The following is an 18,808-nucleotide window of genomic DNA, read 5'->3' as shown; positions in this document are numbered from 1 at the left end:
GTATAATACTTTAGAAGATATATTACTGCCGGAGCCTTACGTGATCCACATGGGTTGCGTGCGACTCCGGTAGTATTTATATCTTTATTATCTGAATATAGTGCTAAATGAACTTGTATTATTTTTTACAAAGCCCTTTACATCACTGTCTATATCTTTAAGCTTTCCGTTTAAATATTGCTTCAAAACACCTGCTCCTTTGCTTTCGTCATAATCCGTTAAAAAATAGGTTTTGTCGAATTTTTCATTTTCCGGAAGGGATCCGTTATAATCCTTTACATTTTCAGCAACTATAGTATCTTTGCCGTTTTCCAAAATATGATAGGTATAATTATGATCTTTATATGAAGCTTGAGAGAGTGTGTCAGCATATATAATATAACTCTCAGTACCGTTATTTTCTAAATGTGCCGGTGAATAATACTTGCCTACATTTTCATTGATAATATTTTTATCCAGGAATAAAGAATAGTAGTCATTCCCTTTGATTTTTGCTTTATACAACAAATCATCATTTTCCGCTTTAGAGTCTTGTGAATAAGCAAAATCTAAAAAATCAGTTACATTATCATTTACAAGTTCAATTTCCCCCTTTTTACTTCCTTCTAAAGCGACTTTCCAAAGCTTCTTATTTTCTTCAGAGAAAAAATACCAATATTTTGATTTAGAAGGGTGTGATTCTTTGAGTCTGTATATGTTGTCATTATCTTCTATATCTTCATACTCTCCCAGTGTTTCACCATTTTGTACTACTTTTAGAATGATTTTGCCTTCAGAGTTTTTTTCGATATATGCCAGAAAATTTTCTTTCATATTAAATTCTACAAATTTTTCAAATGAATCACTGACTAATTCCTCATTACCGTTAAAGTCAAATCTATAGAGGGATGTTGGTTCATCAGCTTTTGACGCATAGATGACTGTATCAGAAGAATAAGAAACGCTATTATATGGTTCTTTAATACCTTTTACTATTTCCTTTGAGTTTCCGTCTTCCAACTTGTATATTGTATTATCCTTAAAATAGCATATTGAATCAAGTTCAAAAGAATAATCGAAAGAATTTATATTAAAATTTGAATATACTGTGTTATTACCTGTATATATATCGATTAAATATACATTCATCAATTTCTCTTTGCCATAATTGCGCTCACCCGGAACAATTAAAAGCTTATCCTGGGACTTAGAAATAATGTATTTTATTTCCTCTTCGCCATCTTCTTTAAATAGGCTAACCGCTTTACCACCTTTATACAAAAACAGCTCTTTATTTGAAATATAGAGTATATCACCGTTTTTTAAGGCTGAATGTACTGTGACTTTGTCAGCTACCTTGGTTCGCTTTGTGGGTGCTTTAGACGTTGATATATATAGAGTATAGGTTTCACCGTCATAATCTGAAAATGAACAAAATTGATCTAATTTTTTGTTATATCCATTTATAGAAAACTTTTCCATAACACTTCCGTTGGTTGTACAAGGTCCCAAGTCTATAATTTCAGAGTTATTATAGCGAGCCATATACAAATTATCTCCCTTTAAATAAAGAGAAAACTTATTGGAATCGGATGTGTTTTTATTACCACTTTTATCAGAATTGGATATGTCCGGACCAACATTATTATCTGAGTCTGTATTCTCTTGTTGTACTTCTGCAGGCTTTTTACCTGATGAGCAGGCCGATGCAAATATAGCCAAGAGACATATGGCTAAAAAACAGAAAATAACGGGAAGTTTTGACGTGAGTTTTTTTGACATAAATTTCACCTCCATAAATTTTGATTTAATTTTACTATATATATGTACAAAAATCTATTTAAAATTTAACTAAATATACTTAAATGTTTTGAATTTATAAATTATATTTACTTTAACTTGATATATAAAAAATATATTGTATTTACATCTATGTATGATTATACTAAATACAAATAAATATTTAATTGTAGAGCATTGATTGGGTTGGAGAATATTTATATAAACTAAGAAAGTTGGATATAAAAAATGGCTTATACTAAGGAAAACTTTGAAGAATGGATTATACTTATAGACTTTAAAATGGAGTACTTTACAGATACATTTGCTAAAGAAAACAATTTAAAACTTGACTACAGCATAGAGTCACTTGACGAGATTGAAAATTGGATCCTCACTAATTACAGTTAGATAAAGGATTTGATAAATGATACTAAGACCTTAGACTATTTGACAGTATACATAGGAGAAACTTTCAGGAAACATATAGGCGGAGAATGGTTTATAGATTTGAAAAATAAAAAGAATGCATACTATTCTATGCCTGTTTTGACAAGTCCTGATTACATAGGAGAAGTATACAAAGCTCCAATGACATATGCGACTGCATGTATCAATAGGAAAAAAGGGGATTATATCAGCACTATACTAAAAAACTGTATGGAAAATATGAATATCAGATAATCTTATATAAAAATAGGAAAGCCGTTTAAGCTTTCCGTTTTTATTCCCATATAGTATGCTGTGCCATAACATTGTAGTATGAAAGACTGTTATCAGAGTTAAAATCAGCTTCTATACTATAGCGCTTCCACAGAGAATAGTCATGAGTTTGCAATGTAAGTACAAAATAATAAGGACCTTTCATCTCATCATAATCTGTCGGATGCAGTGAAAAAATATCTACCAAATTTTTATTTTCAAAGTCGTTAAGATCTAAATTCGACAGCGCTACATTGTTAATCTTTACAGCAGATAAATCCGTATCATCAGGTGTAACCTTAAAGGATGTTACAGTACAGTTTTTGAGTTCATCCGAATCCTTCCATGTAGGTGTGACACATACATGACCGAAAGACTTATCACCAAGATATAATTCCAAATATTCTCCATAGTAAAAGTGGTCGCTTCGAGTATTTATAATCTCACTGTCTGCATTTTTTCCTTTAAAGGTAAAGCCGTTATCAAGAAGAACGGATACCTTTGTTGTTCCGATAATCACATTAGTTCCTGCTATCTGCACATTTACAGGCTTTGCCGGAATACCTGCTATAGATATAAAAAAAGTGAATGCAAATGAGGCGAAAAACATAAGGACATCCAACGCATTGGTAGTTGAGTAAGAATATTTCGTACGGTATGAGGGTATAAAAAAATGTATAAGCGGTCTGGTAATTACGGAAAGTATTATCGCAGCTATAATTATAGCAAACTGCATTTGTAAACAGGAAAAAATTGCTTTTCCAATATTGTGTAATTTGAAATAATTCACACCGGTAACTATTATATTAACTAAAATAATACACAGCATAAAAACGCTCGCCTCTATAAGTGCGGGTTTATCTGTAATATCGTCAAATTGAACAGACCTTCTTGTAATCTGTATATGACCTAAGGCATATATCCATTTAGGGAGCTTCTTAAAAGTACAAACAGCTATAAGTAGTCTAAAGTATATAAAAACAGCTAAAATAAAGCATAGCAGTGAAAACGCGCCAAAGCCCAATGTAGATATAAAAAATCCCATTACATTCATCTCCTTTGATTATTTAAAAATATTATAAACCTGGGTATTATTATATCACTTTATATATTGATATTGTAGATGTAAAGGAATAGTATATAAAATTAGGTTAGAATAGATAGTCAATGTGGAAAGTATTGCATCTATAATTAATCACATGGGTATTTGCCAACTAGGTTAAGGCAGAAAGGAAATAAAGTATGAATATATTATTACAGGAAAGTGCCGATATTTTAAAAGAGTATTTTGGAGAGAGACTGGATAAAATGGTAGTTGAAAGAGCGGTGTTCGGACTGTTCTTTTCAGGAGTAAAATTAAGTACAGGTTATGGAGGGCTTTGTTTTACACCTGTTAAGGAGATTCCGGAGGCTGTATGCTGTCCAAGCTCCGCAAAGGCTATGCCTTTATCAGGTAAACTTGGCGGAAGGAGTGTAAAGAGCTATTTGGACGATCTTTCACATGCAAATATTCTCAGAAAGACACTGGCTATTGCAACACTTAATGCACTTTCGGCTTTTTACTGGGAAGAAAATAAGAACTTGGAGTATAAAATAGAGATAGATGTAGATTCTTTTGATGTGATGGAGGTTCCTCAGGGTAAAAAAAGTGTTGTAATAGGTGCTTTGGTACCGATGCTTAAAAAGCTACTTGCGGCAGATGCAGATTTTAAAGTTCTGGAGATGGACTCACGTACTCTAAAGGGCAAGGAATTGGAGCATTTTGCACCTGCAAAGGATGCGAATGTGTATCTGCCGGATTCCGACCTTGATGTTATTACAGGTGTTACTATACTTAATGATACATTACCTGATTTACTGGCTATGTGTAAGTCCGGTGCCGATATTTTGGTTACAGGTCCTACAGCGGGTATGATACCCGATGCATTTTTTAAAAGAGGAGTGACTGTAATGGGCGGTATCTTGGTGACAAAACCTGATGAGCTGCTTGATGTTATAAGTGAGGGCGGCTCAGGTTATCATTTCTTCGGCAAGAGTGCCGAAAGAATAGTAATCTACAATAAGCAGGGAATATAAAAAATTTAGATTTATAAGCAGAAAACGATTTTACGGCCTTAAAAGTGTGACAAATTACATTTTTAATGCCTTAAAAGTGCAATAAATTACATTTTTACGGTCTTAAAAATGTTGACGAAATACTTTTAAACCTCTAATATATAAAAAAGAGTATTTTTTTAGAGAAGTATTTTGGGAGGTAACCTTATGAAGCGTTTTGCACTTGAAAAACTTATAGAATGGAAGGATAAACAAAATAGAAAGCCTTTGATTATCAGAGGGGCAAGACAGGTTGGAAAAACCTGGCTGATGAAGGAGTTCGGAAGAACATATTTTGAAAAAGTTGCTTATGTAAATTTTGATAATAATAAAAGGTTGGATCAGGTATTTGAGGGCGATATCAATATAGACAGGATTTTATTGGCAATCAGTATAGAAACAGGAGTTTCTATTGATGCAAAAAATACTTTATTGATATTTGATGAAGTACAAGAGGTACCACAGGCTCTATCTTCATTGAAATACTTTTGTGAGAATGCACCGGAGTATGCAATAGTAGCAGCAGGTTCATTATTAGGTGTAGCTCTTCATAAAGGAACATCATTTCCTGTAGGCAAGGTTGACTTTATGGATCTTTACCCATTGACCTTTCTTGAGTTTTTATATGCTTTAGGTGAAGAACGTTTTGCAAATGTACTCCAAAGTGATGATACAGATATGATAACAATGTTTAAGACTAAATATATAGATAGATTACGTGAATACTACTATGTAGGTGGAATGCCTGAGGTGGTTAAGACTTATGTTGACAGTAAAGATTTTAAACAAGTGAGAGAAATACAGAAAAACCTTTTGAATTATTATCAACAAGACTTTTCAAAGCATGCTGAAGTTTCACTTGTTCCAAGATTAAATCTTGTGTGGAATTCTATTCCAATGCAGTTGGCAAAAGAAAATAAAAAATATATCTATGGACAAGTTAGAAAGGGTTCAAGAGCAAAGGACTTTGAACTTGCATTACAGTGGCTTTTAGATTGTGGGTTGATCCATAAGGTACAAAGAGTAGGAAAAGTAGCGCTTCCATTGAAAGCGTATATTGACCTTGATGCATTTAAAGTGTATCTGCTTGATATCGGTATGTTGATAGCTATGACAGATTTGGATGCTAAAGTGATTATTGACGGTAACAGAATTTTCACCGGATTTAAGGGAGCATTGACAGAGCAATATGTTTTGCAGCAACTTATTGCATCGGAAGGTATAGAGCCTTATTATTATTCAACATCTAATTCAAGCGGAGAGATAGATTTTATGATTCAAGGCAAAACATCTATAATTCCTCTAGAGGTGAAAGCGGAAGAGAATTTGAGAGCAAAGAGTCTTAAAGCCTTTTGTGAAAAGTATCATCCAAAGTATGCTGTTCGTACATCTATGTCAGATTATCGTGAGCAGGACCGGATGACAAATATTCCTTTGTATAATATTTATAAAATCAGAGAATACGTAGATAAATAGAAATGAGGAGAGTAAAAATATGAGCTATAAACAAGAAAATTTTGAAGAATGGATTTATGTATAGGATGTAAATTATGTGAGAAAAAATGTCCTGTCGGAGCGATAATTATGGAAGGTGATCACCCGGTATGGAAAGATGAAGAATGTGAGATGTGCTTAGGCTGTCTACATAGATGTCCGAAGTTTGCAATAAGTTATGGCAGTGGAAGAAGCAACAAACACGGACAATATAAGAATCCGGATACTAAAATATAATGTAGGATTTCATATAAAATATTTGAGGATAATAAAGCATTGGAGATTTATCTTAAGAAAAATAAAGATAAAGTTTCTGAAAGAAAATAAAGCTGTTTTAAATATAAAAAAACCATACTGAAAGTGACAGAAATGTCACTTTTTGTTATGTTTATAGATTTTTCAAAATCTAACTTTCCTGTATTATTGGCGTATACAAATAAAAAGATTTAGACAAACTGAATTTTTTGTCAGTAGGAAAGGAAGATAAACAATATGAAAATTGGACTTAACAGAAAACAGTTAAAAGATATAGCATTGGTATTTATGGTACTTGATAATGCATACTTTAGATTTTCGGCAGTGATTGGCAGTGTAGCACATCTGCTTACAAGATTTGTAGCACCTTTATTTGCATGGTTGATGGTGGACGGCTTTTTTCATACCGGGTCAAAAAAGAAATATTGTATGAGACTTTGGATATTTGCAGTATTTATGCAGATTGGAAATGAGTTATCATATTTGATTTGGAAGGAAGGGGGAATTAGTGACAATATATTTTTGACCTTGGCATTAGGATTTACAATTATATGGTTCTTTGATATGGCAAAAGAAGACAGCCAAAAGAAAAAAATCTTATTTAATATTTTGGCAATTTTTGTAACAGTTATTTCTCTTGCTATAAGTATTGTGCCTCTTCCTATCGGCAGGGGAATGACACTTGAAGGTGGAATGCAACTTATTCCTTTTATTATAGTTGCATATTTTTTCCATGGCAGCAAGTTAAAGCAGGCTGTTTTTATCGGATTATACAGCGTATTAATGTTTTTCTTTTATGGAGGTTTGGAATTGTGTTCACAGGGAATTGATATGTTCTGTGTAAATTCGGACTGGATGACCTTTATGGTGATTCCTTTTATATTTCTTTATAATAATGAGGAAGGAAGAAAGGGGGGAAAATGGTTCTTTTATATATTTTATCCGGTGCATCTTTGGATAATAGCAATACTTGGAAATATACTTTAATATAAAAATATATCCGCATTATAGGCTTAAAGATGGAGTTTTTAATTTCACTGTGCTATTATAATTTCCGGTATATTCAGTGCATGTATGCAAAATTTCAAAAGAATATATGGGAGGAAATGTGGATTTTAATTATATTAAGCCGAAAATTTTTACAGCATTAAAGAATTATAACAGTGAGCAGTTTGTGAAAGATTTGATTTCAGGAATCATAGTAGCAATTATTGCTATGCCTTTATCCATAACGCTTGCTATTGCATCCGGAGTAAATCCCGAACAGGGGCTTTATACCGCAGTGGTTGCAGGATTTTTCATCTCATTTCTCGGCGGAAGCAGAGTTCAAATCGGAGGTCCGACGGCGGCATTTGTTGTAATAATCTATGGAATAGTGGCACAGTTCGGTATGGCCGGACTTACAGTTGCAACAATTATGGCAGGTATTATGCTCATTATTATGGGAGTTTTGCGACTTGGTGATTTTATAAAGTTTATACCGAAAACAATAACTGTCGGTTTTACATTCGGTATTGCGGTAAGTATAGTAGCAGGACAAATAAAAGATTTCTTTGGATTGGAGATGGGAGCGGTTCCGGCTGAGTTTATAGAAAAAATGATTGCATTGGGTGAAAACTTTCATACACTATCTTTAGAAACATTGATGATTGGTATGCTTGCTCTGCTGATTCAGATATTTTGGCCGAGGGTATCTAAAAAAATACCCGGTTCATTGGTGGCAATTATTGTTACTACAGTCATAGTAGGTTTTGCAAAACTTCCGGTAAAAACAATAGGAGATTTATACACAATAAAATCGGGGCTTCCAACATTTACAGTACCGGAGATATCCCTTTCTTTGATTTCTAAAATGATTTCTCCGGCATTTACTATAGCTATATTGGCAGCTATAGAATCGCTTTTATCCTGTGTGGTTTCAGACAGTATGATTGGCGGTCATCATAGCCCCAATGCAGAGCTTATCGGTCAGGGAATAGGAAATATAATGTCAGCATTATTTGGCGGTATTCCTGCAACAGGTGCTATTGCAAGAACCGCCGCCAATGTAAAAAACGGTGGACGCACACCGGTGGCAGGTATGATTCATGCCGTTACTTTGGTTTTGATATTGGTTTTTCTTATGCCGTATGCATCACTTATTCCCATGAGCTGTCTGGCGGCTATTCTTATTATGGTAGGTTATAATATGAGCGGTTGGAGAAGTGTAGTTAATATAATAAAGACCGCACCCAAAAGCGATATAGCAGTTCTTTTGATAACATTATTTTTAACTGTATTATTTGACCTTGTAATGGCAATAAAATTCGGTATGATACTTGCGGCATTTTTATTTTTAAAGCGTATGTCTGATATTGCAAATGTGCGCCAATGGGTAGATAAATCCGGTGAAGATAATGATTTAAAGCTTGTACCGAAGAATACATTGGTATATGAAATTTTTGGAGCATTGTTCTTTGGAGCTGCAAAGGATTTGATGAATATACCTCATGAAGAAGGTAAGAATGTACTGGTATTGCGTATGAGAAATGTTCCGGCAATGGATATTTCAGGCCTGGAAGCTTTGGAAGAATTACTTAAGCTCTGTAAAAAAAGAGGTATAAACCTGATACTCTCACATGTGAATGAACAGCCTATGAAGGTTATGGAAAAGGCAGGTTTTATTGAAAAAGTCGGAAGAGAAAACTGCTGTGAAAATATAGATAAAGCACTTGAAAGGGCAGAGAGCTTAAAAATAAGCAGAATCTGTTAATGAGAGGTTTTGCTTAAAATTTATGTTTCAAACAGGTAGATATTTGCTCTGAATACAGGTATAAAGGTTTATGATTTATAAAAAAGGATGTATAATTTAAATGATATATTAGGTCAATGCTCAAATAATAATTGACCAAGCAGTACTGATGTAGAGGAGAACAATATGAACGAGAACTTAAAAAAAAGAAATGAATTGTTGGCGGCTACCGTAATTAAAGGTTTAAAATCCAGAAATATGACGGGGTATTATGCAAAGGATAAGGAAGATGCATTAAAGATTGCACTTGAACTTATCCCTGAAAACAGCAGTATCGCTATGGGAGGCTGTATGAGTGCAAATGAAATAGGCTTGATTTCGGCACTTGAACAGGGAAAATACAATTACATGGACAGGGCAAAGATGGAGCCTAGAGAGGCATTGCTTGCAGCTTATGATGCCGATATATTTCTTTCAAGTGCGAATGCCATGACTGATGACGGTGTAATTGTGAATATTGACGGAAATGCAAACCGTGTTTCATGTATTGCACAAGGACCTAAAAAAGTGGTTTTTATAGTAGGTATAAATAAGATATGCTCAGATATGGACAGTGCGATGAAACGTGCCAGAAATGTGGCGGCGGTTGCCAATACACAAAGATTTGATATAAACACTCCTTGTAAGATAACAGGGAAATGCTCGGATTGTAAATCTCCTGATACCATTTGCTGTCAGTTTTTAATTACCAGATATTCACGCCACAAGGACAGAATACATGTAATCTTGGTAAATGATTTTCTGGGATTTTAGATTTATAAGAATGAATATGATTTAGATATTGAGATCCATATCATTTAAAAGTGATATGGATTTTTAAATTGGGAAATTTCAGGTTGTATTTTAGGTTGTGTTATAGTAGGAAAGATTAGTGTGAAAAACACTTTTCATTACTGTTTGTGCTGCAAGCGGACAGCGGCGGAATGGAGACTTTTATATGTTTATAATACAGTAAAGAGGTAAAAAAGATGATTTTATATTTTAGTAGAAATTGATAAAAAAATAACAAAAAGATATTTTAAATAATATATTGACATTTTAGTTGTATATGATAAAATACAATTATCAGATATGGAACGCGTTCCATAAAGAAACGGTATAATAATTTTGCCAATATTTCAAAATAAAAATTGAATAAATTGGTAGTTATGCGGTAGGTTTGTGAGAGAACAATGTTGTGTTAATTTAGCAGCAATAAATACTGAGGAGGTAGTATTGATGAAGAGAGTTTTTAGAACTTTAAGTGTTTTAGCACTTGGAAGTATGCTGGCGGCATGTGGAAATAATGCCGGTGCAACGAAGCAGGCGGATACAGGCAGTGAAGGAAGTACTCAAGCTTCCGAATCAAAGAGTGCTGATGGTGTTGCCAATGTGACCATATGGAGCCCTACAGATACGGCAGCTATTGAAGCATGGTGGACAGAGAAGATTGATCAGTGGAATAAAGAAAATCCTGATATTCAGGTTAAGAGAGAGGCTATTGACAGAGCTGATGCGTATGCTTATGAGAATAAGATTACTACAGCTACCACATCAGGAAATCTTCCTGATATATTGTATGTAGACGGACCTATGGTTTCATACTATGCGGCAAACGGTATTACAGTACCGCTTGACAGTTATTTTTCGGCAGATGATTTGAAGGATTTTATGCCAAGTACAGTACAGGCCGATACATATGACGGCAAGCTTTACGCAATAGCACCTACAGAGTCGTCGGTAGCACTTTTCTACAACAAGGACTACCTTGACAAGGCAGGTATACCATATCCTTCAGATACAGATATAAAGCAGGCATGGACATGGAGTCAGTTCCTTGACAATGCAAAAAAGCTTACAACAGCCGACTATGTCGGAACCAATATCATTATGGATAAGGGCGAGGGTATTATCTATGCACTTGGTCAGTTCTTTACAGAAGGCGGAGCACAGTTTGTAAGTGATGACGGTTCTAAGGCTGACGGATATATAAATTCAGATGCAAGTGTTAAGACAGCGGAGTATCTCAATGAGTTTATCAAGAACGGCTATGCAAACCTTGACCCTGTAAAGGATGAATTTTTAAACGGTAAAGCAGCCACACTGCTTGGGGGTTCATGGAATATAGCAGATCTTGAGAAGTCAAATCTTAACTGGGGTGTTTCATACTTCCCTGTAGCAGATGACGGAAAGGCTGCATCTCCTACAGGAGACTGGGCTGCCGCTATTACAAAGGATTCAAAGAATCCTGATGCTGCGGGTAAGTTCCTTCAGTGGGCAATGAACAGCGACAATATAGCATCTTATGCAAGTGCAGTTGCAAAACCTGCATCAAGAACATCATCTTATGATAAGATGGAAGGTTGGGACAGCGGTGCAAGAGCTCTTATGAAGTGGCAGTTACAAAATACAGGTGTATCAAGACCGAGAACACCGTCATATTCAGTGCTTTCAACAGATTTTTCAACAGCAATGTTAAATATCTTCTCAGGCTCAAATGCAAAAGATGAGCTTGACAATGTAGCAAAGAACTTTGATGAGAACTATGAAATGTACTATAAGAAATAATTGTATAATATTGTAGTTTTAGAAGGCTTGGCGGGATGCCAAGCCTTTTGTAGAAAGGAAGTAATATGGAGGCAAAGCTAAGTAAAAAAGGTAAAAGAGAATATGGCGATAATATTGCAGGCTTTATAATGTCATCACCCGCACTCATTCTCTTGATTGCTTTTTTGATAATTCCGATTATATATACTGTTTATTATTCATTCTTTACATATCAGGTAGTGCGTCCTGACAATATAAAATTTAACGCCTTTAATAACTATGTAAAGCTGTTCAAAGATGCAAACTTCTATGTAGCACTGAAAAATACAATATATTTTACGGTTATTGTAGTGCCGGTGCAGTGTATATTGGCATTAATTCTCGCACTTATGGTATCAAGTAAGAAAAAAGGGGTTGCGGTATTCAGAACACTTTATTACAGCCCACAGATAACATCAATGGTAATCATTGCAGTACTTTGGACAATACTTTATAACTCAAATGCAAACACCGGACTTATTAATGCATTTTTAAAGGGTATCGGATTGCAACCGATTGACTTTTTGAATAATCCCAAGACTGCTATGAATTCCATTATATTTATGTCGGCCTGGCAGGGTGCAGGATATCAGATGATGATTTTTATTGCAGGTTTAAATGCAATACCGGGTGAGCAGTATGAGGCTGCAAGTGTGGACGGTGCAGACTGGTTTGCCAAGCTAATCTATGTTACTTTGCCGGGACTTGTCAACACTATAAAATATGTACTTATGATTACACTTATACAGGCTATGAAGCTGTTTACACAGCCATATATTATGACTAAGGGCGGACCCAGAAACGCCACAAAAACACTTGTTTTCTATATTTATGAGCAAGGTTTTCAAAAGGGTAATTTCGGATATGCCTGTAGTATAGCTACAGTTTTCTTTATTATAGTTGTTACATTGTCAATTGTAGTTAAAAGAATAAGCAGGACAAATTAGGAGGGAATATGAATAATAAAAAGATAAATAAAGTGCTTGGAAATGTTATATTTTATCTTGGCAATATTATAGTGGGTCTTATATTTGTATCTCCGCTTCTATGGATGCTTGCTTCATCATTTAAGCCTGAGCTTGAGATTTTTTCAAATCTGAACTCACTTACCACATTTATACCTGCTCACTTTACCTTACAAAATTATGTTGAGGTGTTCCAAAGATTAAAGGTATTTACAATACTAAAAAATACCTTACTCTATATAGGAATAGTACTTTTAGGTGATTTAGTACTTGGCTCTATGTTCGGTTATGCACTTGCAAAGTTAAAGTATAGATTTAGAGGCATAAGTCTTACGCTTGTAATAGCACTTATGTCAATGCCGGTCGAAGCTATCATACTTCCTATGTATATTGAGATGGCTCAATTAGGTTGGGTAAATACAATGATGGGTCTTACAATTCCTTTTATGATGAATTGCTTTTCCATATATATGTTTTATTCATACTTTATCAGTATACCGGATGAACTTATAGAAGCTGCAAAGGTGGACGGATGCGGACCTGTCAGAACATATTTCAGTATTGTTATGCCGATATCAAAGACAGTGTTTGCAACGGTATTTATACTTGACTTTGTATCCAGATGGAATGACTTTATGTGGCCTTTCCTTATTACTACAGGAGAGGAAAAAAGAACCGTACAGCTTGCGGTACAGATATTTGTCGGAGTAAGCCCTATACATTACGGTGTTATTATGGCGGTATTGACACTCGCATCCATTCCTATGATTATAATGTACATATTCATGCAAAAATTCTATGTAGAGGGTATTGCATCTACAGGAATAAAGGGTTAAATTTTATTAAGAATATGTAGATGGAGGAGTTATGTCAAGTATACAGGAGGTTGCAAAGAGGGCAGGTGTAGGAGTCGGAACAGTCTCCAGAGTAATTAATGACAGCGGTTATGTCTCAGATAAGACCAGAAAAAAAGTAGAAGATGTTATAGCGGAGTTAAATTATAAGCCGAATGAGCTTGCCAGAAATCTTTTTAGGAACAGGACAAATATTGTGGCGGTAATCACTCCGGCAATCGGAAATCCGTATTATGCCACACTTTGTAGTGAAGTGGAAAGCAGACTTAGAAAGTATGGCTATAAGACAATGCTTTGTAATACTATCGGAGAAGCTACAAATGAAGAAGCGTACCTTGAAATGCTTGAAAGAAATATGGTGGACGGAATAATCACCGGAACTCATACACTTGATTACAGCAGCTACAAGAAGATAAGGGGACCTATAGTAGGATTTGATACTCCTAAGTTAAATGATGATATTTTGGTGGTGACTGTAAACCATGAAGAAGGCGGAAAGCTGGCCGCAAAGTCATTGATAGAGAGCGGTTGCAAAGAAGTGCTGCAATTCACAGATGCGACTACTAAGAATTATCCGTTTATAAAGAGACATACAGCTTTTGCAAAGGAGATAAAAAAGACCGGAATTATATGTAGAGAGTATAAGCCGCTTATGGACAGATTTGACTACGAGTATGTTGAAGAAAATATAGATGATGCTTTTAGACTGTATCCGAATGTAGACGGTGTATTTGCAACCGATACTCATGCACTGCTTTATATGAAAAAGGCACTGAGTCTTGGCAAGAGAGTTCCACAGGATTTGAAAATAGTGGCATATGACGGAACCTTTGTGCTGAATACGGCATACCCAAGTCTTAGTGCTATAGTTCAGCCCATTGATAAATTGGCAAAGGTGGCAGTGGACAGTTTGCATGCTATTATCAATGGAGAAAGAGTGGACAGAAATACAAAAGTACTTGATATATATTTCAGACAGGGAATGACTACAGATAAGAAAGAAGATTGATATGAATAACAAAGAAAAGGCAGATGAATATTTTAGTAAGAACAAATCAAAAATAAAGGATAGTGACAGACCGGTGTATCATTTTACGCCGGATATAGGTTGGATGAATGACCCCAACGGTTTTTCATATTTTAACGGTGAATATCATCTGTTCTATCAATATAATCCTTATGATATAAAATGGGGGCCTATGCATTGGGGTCATGCAAAGACAAGAGATTTTGTGAACTGGGACAGATTGCCGGTAGCATTGGCACCTGATGATGAGATAAAGGGGCAGTGCTTTTCAGGCACGGCAATAACAGATAATGATAAGCATATACTTGTGTACACAGTCCATAGTAATGATAAAGAGGAACAGACTGTAGAGATAGGGGACGGAGTAAACTACAAAGCCGTTTCTGATAAACCTGTTATCGGTATAGATAAATTACCTAAAGGTTTTGGCGGAGTTGACTTTAGAGATCCCAAGATATGGAAAGAAGATAATGTATACTACTGTATAGCAAGTGCAAAAAATGACAGAGGTTTTGGAAGTATACTTTTATTTGAGTCAAAGGATTTACTTGAATGGAAGTATGTAGGAATACTGTTTGAAAATGACGGAAAGTACGGCAAGATGTGGGAATGCCCTGATTTCTTTAAGCTTGGCAATAAGTATGTATTGGTTATTTCTGTAATGGGGATGCAGGCAAGGAAGAGAAAGTATTTTAACGGACATCAGGTAATATATTTTGTCGGAACTTATGATAAGAGCAGTTATAAGTTTATACCGAACGGCAGGGGAAAGACTTTTGACTTCGGCTTTGATTTTTATGCACCGCAAAGTCTATATGCAGGCGGTAGGACTTTGTCTGTTGCATGGCTTCATGACTGGAGCAATGATTTGACTTTAGACGGGGCAAAGTGGTGCGGACAGACAACCTTTCCCAGAGAGCTTAAGTTAGAGGGTAATGATATTTATCAGATGCCGGCAGGAGAGCTTGAAAGTCATTATAAAAATAAATATCATACAAGCTTTATTTTAAACAGGAATAAAGAGTATATTGATAATGATTTGAACTCACGAACAGCAAGATTTGACTTTGATATTGAAAATATTGATGCCGATAAGTTGACTTTATTTTTGGCGGCCAATGATGAATATAATTCATTTATAAAGATAAATATGAAAAAGAAAACTTTGAAGTTTTCAAGGAGATTTTCAGGTCTTTGTAAAGATGCAATAGATGAGAGAAAGATAGATATTGATATTTGTGACGGACAATTGTCTTTGAGCGTCCTTGTAGACAGATTCAGTATCGAGATTTTTGTAAATAAAGGAAAAGAGGTTCTGACATCAAGAATCTATACACCGCTTGATGCAAATGAGATCAGATTCTTAGCAGACGGTAAGTTAAAGATTGATGTAAGTAAAAATGAAATAGAGTGATTTTAAGATGCATACCGGATTTTTCTTGTATGCATTTCTATTATGTATCAAATATCACGGAAATTAAAGTTAGGGGTGCTATACTGAAAGTATAGAAAATATTGTTTACAGATGATATGTCTGTTTGTTTTTAGGTAGCTTTTATATTAAGGCCAGGAAAGGAATATTATGAGAAAGCATGTAAAAGGAAATGTCAGTTGGGTTGGATATTTGGATTGGGAGCTTGAGAGTTTCCATGGTGATGATTATTCTATAATAAACGGCTCCAGCCAAAATGCATACTTGATTGAAGAAGAGAAGACAGTTTTAATTGATACAGTATGGACACCGCATCGTTTTGATTTTGTGGAAAACTTAAAGAAAGAAATTGACTTAAATAAGATCGATTTTATTGTGGCAAATCATGGTGAGTGTGATCATTCAGGTTCTTTGACAGCTCTTATGGAAGAGATTCCCAATACTCCTATTTATTGCACAGCTAATGCAGTCAAGAGTATAGAAGGTCAGTACGGTAAGCGCGGTTGGGATTTCCATGTGGTAAAGACAGGAGACTCTATAGATATAGGAAACGGAAAGAAACTTGTATTTGTAGAGATGCGTATGCTGCATTGGCCTGACAGTATGGCTACATATATGACAGGTGACAATATCCTGTTTTCAAATGATGCCTTCGGACAGCACTATGCGGTTGAGGAGCTTTTTAATGATAAGGCGGATCAGTGCCTGCTTTGGAAAGAGGCAATGAAATACTTTGCAAATATATTGAATCCTTTTGCACCGATACTGCAAAAGAAACTTGAGGAGATTGCAGGATTTAATCTGCAATTTGATATGATTGCACCTTCTCATGGAGCTATCTGGAGAGAAAATCCGCTTCAGATTGTAGAAAAGTATGCACAGTGGGCTAAGGCTTATCAGGAAAATCAGGTTACGGTGGTTTATGATACAATGTGGGAAGGTACGGCAAAGATCGCACATAAGATTGCAGACAGTATTCATATAAAGAGCCCTGATACAACAGTCAAAGTATTTAATATCTCAAAGTCCGATAAGAATGAGGTAATGACTGAAGTATTTAAATCAAAGGCTGTTGCTGTAGGTTCTCCGACTGTAGGCTGTGGTGTACTCAGCAGTGTGGCAGGCTGGCTTGAGTTTTTAAGACAACTTAAGTTTAAGAATAAAAAGGCTGCCGCATTCGGTTGCTACGGCTGGTCGGGCGAGTGTGTAAAGGTGCTTAAGGAACAGCTGAAATCGGCAGGTTTTAATGTGATAGATGAGGAAGTTAAACCGCTTTGGAATCCTAAGGAAGAGGACAATGAACGTATTGAGGTGTTGGTTGACAGTTTGTTAAAATAAATAACAGTTTTATCTTTAATAATTTAAAATTATAAGAATATCATAAAGAGCAGAAACAGTTTATTGTGCTTGAACATGGTGATACAAAGATGTTAGAATGATACATAATGATATTAAAATCAGTCAGTAATTTTGGAGGTGATTATGAATCTATTTAAGAAAGTATTATGTTCTGTTTCAGTTGCAGCAGTTTCCGCTCTTTTGGCGGTACCTGTCATGGCGGCAGATGCACAGTGGAAGAAGAATGATAAGGGATGGTGGTATGAAGAAGCCGACGGTTCCTATCCTACCAATCAATGGAGGTTTATAAATAATAAATGGTATTATTTTGACAATATCGGTTATATGCTTGAGAACCGTTGGGTAGGAAACTACTATGTAGGTGCTGACGGTGCTATGCTTGTAAGTACATCCACCCCTGACGGCTACTATGTAGATGCAAACGGTAAGTGGGTAGAGGGCATCAGAAGGACTGTAAATATAAGTAAGAGATCGGGCACAAGCTCAGGCGGCAGAAGCAGCGGTTCAGGCGGAGGCAGAAGCTCAGGTAGAAGAAGTTCAGGAGGATCAGGCGGAAGTTCAGGAGGCTCATCAAGCGGCGGAAGCTCAAGCGGAAGTTCAGCTGGTAGTGGAAGCTCAGGCGGAAGTTCAAGTAGCGGAAGTTCGGGAAGTTCATCAGGTTCGGTAAGCACAAATACAGGCAATGCGGGAAGCAATACAAATGCAAATACTTCAGGCGGTAATCATCAGGTAGTTACTCCGAATACATCAAATAATAACAATGCAAACACAAGTACAAATATCGGAAATACTTCTGTAAATACACAAAACAATAATGTGGCAAATACAGGTAATAATAATACTCCAAACACAGTGGTTACTCCTAATGCTTCAAACAGTGCGGCAAATACCGTTACACAGGTTTCAAGTGAGGAGACAAGAGTTATTGACGCTCTAAAGGCAATGGGAGTGAGTGAAAAGGAAGCTAAACTGTACTATATTATCAATGCTTACAGAGAGAGTCAGGGACTGCAAAAGCTTTCATTCTCAAAGTCACTTACAATTGTTGCAAGAACTCATGTATCGGATTCAAATACCTATACACCTGAAAATCAGAGAGATTCAAGAGGTATGCAGGGTAATCTGCACAGCTGGTCAAACCACGGCAGCTGGACACCGGTGGTATATACATCGGATCACCAATATGCGGCAAATATGTGGAGTAAGCCGAGAGAGTTGACTTCATATACCGGAAACGGATATGAGATTTCTTCATGGTATAGCGGCAATATAACTCCTGAGGATGCGCTTGATCTGTGGAAGAATTCATCAGGACATAATGCCGTAATGACAACACAGGGAAATTGGTCCGATTTAAAGACCATGGGTGTTGCGATAGAAGGAAAGTATGCACATGTATGGTTTGGAAGTGCTGCGGATCCGGCAGGATATTATGATGTGGCAAATTATCAGGTACTTCATCCGTAATGAGACAGGTACTTTAAAAAACGGTTAATAATACAATGAGGCTGT

15 protein-coding genes and 1 pseudogene are annotated in these 18,808 nt (G+C 35.7%); 14 read left to right on the top strand and 2 right to left on the bottom strand.

Annotated features, from left to right (window positions below):
* Positions 1-87 precede the first annotated feature (87 nt).
* Positions 88-1,761 carry a hypothetical protein gene (locus tag ACO6FI_RS06785; protein ID WP_485456689.1) on the bottom strand — a complete coding sequence of 558 codons (1,674 nt, stop codon included), beginning with the start codon at positions 1,759-1,761 and terminating at the stop codon, positions 88-90.
* Between the two features lie 246 nt (positions 1,762-2,007).
* Here ACO6FI_RS06785 and ACO6FI_RS06780 point away from each other — a divergent pair.
* Positions 2,008-2,442: pseudogene (locus ACO6FI_RS06780) on the top strand (hypothetical protein).
* A gap of 40 nt (positions 2,443-2,482) precedes the next feature.
* Here ACO6FI_RS06780 and ACO6FI_RS06775 read toward each other — a convergent pair.
* Positions 2,483-3,505 (bottom strand): hypothetical protein, encoded by a 1,023-nt coding sequence (locus ACO6FI_RS06775; protein ID WP_485456688.1) that lies wholly within the window; start codon positions 3,503-3,505, stop codon positions 2,483-2,485.
* A 197-nt stretch (positions 3,506-3,702) separates the two neighbouring features.
* Between ACO6FI_RS06775 and ACO6FI_RS06770 the strand changes: the two genes are divergently transcribed.
* The 13 genes from ACO6FI_RS06770 (at position 3,703) to ACO6FI_RS06710 (ending at position 18,763) form a co-directional block, all read left to right on the top strand.
* Positions 3,703-4,536 (top strand): Rossmann-like domain-containing protein, encoded by an 834-nt coding sequence (locus ACO6FI_RS06770; RefSeq protein WP_485456687.1) that lies wholly within the window; start codon positions 3,703-3,705, stop codon positions 4,534-4,536.
* Positions 4,537-4,722: 186 nt separating this feature from the next.
* A complete protein-coding gene (locus tag ACO6FI_RS06765) occupies positions 4,723-6,030 on the top strand; it encodes an ATP-binding protein (RefSeq protein WP_485456686.1) in 1,308 nt (435 codons plus the stop codon).
* A 48-nt stretch (positions 6,031-6,078) separates the two neighbouring features.
* Positions 6,079-6,285, top strand: a complete 207-nt coding sequence (locus ACO6FI_RS06760) for an EFR1 family ferrodoxin (RefSeq protein WP_485456685.1) — start codon at positions 6,079-6,081, stop codon at positions 6,283-6,285.
* A 255-nt stretch (positions 6,286-6,540) separates the two neighbouring features.
* Entirely contained in the window at positions 6,541-7,290 is a 750-nt protein-coding gene (locus tag ACO6FI_RS06755) for a TraX family protein (RefSeq protein WP_485456684.1), read from the top strand.
* Between the two features lie 109 nt (positions 7,291-7,399).
* Entirely contained in the window at positions 7,400-9,055 is a 1,656-nt protein-coding gene (locus tag ACO6FI_RS06750; protein ID WP_485456683.1) for a SulP family inorganic anion transporter, read from the top strand.
* Between the two features lie 165 nt (positions 9,056-9,220).
* Complete coding sequence (locus ACO6FI_RS06745) at positions 9,221-9,847, top strand: lactate utilization protein (protein WP_485456682.1); 627 nt, start codon at positions 9,221-9,223, stop codon at positions 9,845-9,847.
* A 465-nt stretch (positions 9,848-10,312) separates the two neighbouring features.
* Complete coding sequence (locus tag ACO6FI_RS06740) at positions 10,313-11,641, top strand: ABC transporter substrate-binding protein (RefSeq protein WP_485456681.1); 1,329 nt, start codon at positions 10,313-10,315, stop codon at positions 11,639-11,641.
* Between the two features lie 65 nt (positions 11,642-11,706).
* Positions 11,707-12,606 carry a carbohydrate ABC transporter permease gene (locus ACO6FI_RS06735; RefSeq protein ID WP_485456680.1) on the top strand — a complete coding sequence of 300 codons (900 nt, stop codon included), beginning with the start codon at positions 11,707-11,709 and terminating at the stop codon, positions 12,604-12,606.
* Positions 12,607-12,614: 8 nt separating this feature from the next.
* Positions 12,615-13,460 carry a carbohydrate ABC transporter permease gene (locus tag ACO6FI_RS06730; protein ID WP_008753725.1) on the top strand — a complete coding sequence of 282 codons (846 nt, stop codon included), beginning with the start codon at positions 12,615-12,617 and terminating at the stop codon, positions 13,458-13,460.
* A gap of 31 nt (positions 13,461-13,491) precedes the next feature.
* On the top strand, positions 13,492-14,487 hold the full coding sequence (locus ACO6FI_RS06725) for a LacI family DNA-binding transcriptional regulator (RefSeq protein ID WP_008753721.1): 996 nt from the start codon (positions 13,492-13,494) through the stop codon (positions 14,485-14,487).
* Position 14,488: 1 nt separating this feature from the next.
* Entirely contained in the window at positions 14,489-15,919 is a 1,431-nt protein-coding gene (locus ACO6FI_RS06720) for a glycoside hydrolase family 32 protein (RefSeq protein WP_008753743.1), read from the top strand.
* 168 nt (positions 15,920-16,087) lie between these two features.
* Positions 16,088-17,275: an oxygen-binding di-iron domain-containing protein gene (locus ACO6FI_RS06715; protein WP_008753735.1), complete on the top strand. Its 1,188-nt coding sequence runs from the start codon at positions 16,088-16,090 to the stop codon at positions 17,273-17,275.
* A gap of 144 nt (positions 17,276-17,419) precedes the next feature.
* A complete protein-coding gene (locus tag ACO6FI_RS06710) occupies positions 17,420-18,763 on the top strand; it encodes a CAP domain-containing protein (protein WP_485456679.1) in 1,344 nt (447 codons plus the stop codon).
* Positions 18,764-18,808: the final 45 nt, after the last annotated feature.

This window comes from Lachnoanaerobaculum sp. (assembly GCF_057250505.1).
Note: the sequence above shows the minus strand (reverse complement) of the source record. Positions and strands in the feature narration are given on the sequence as shown.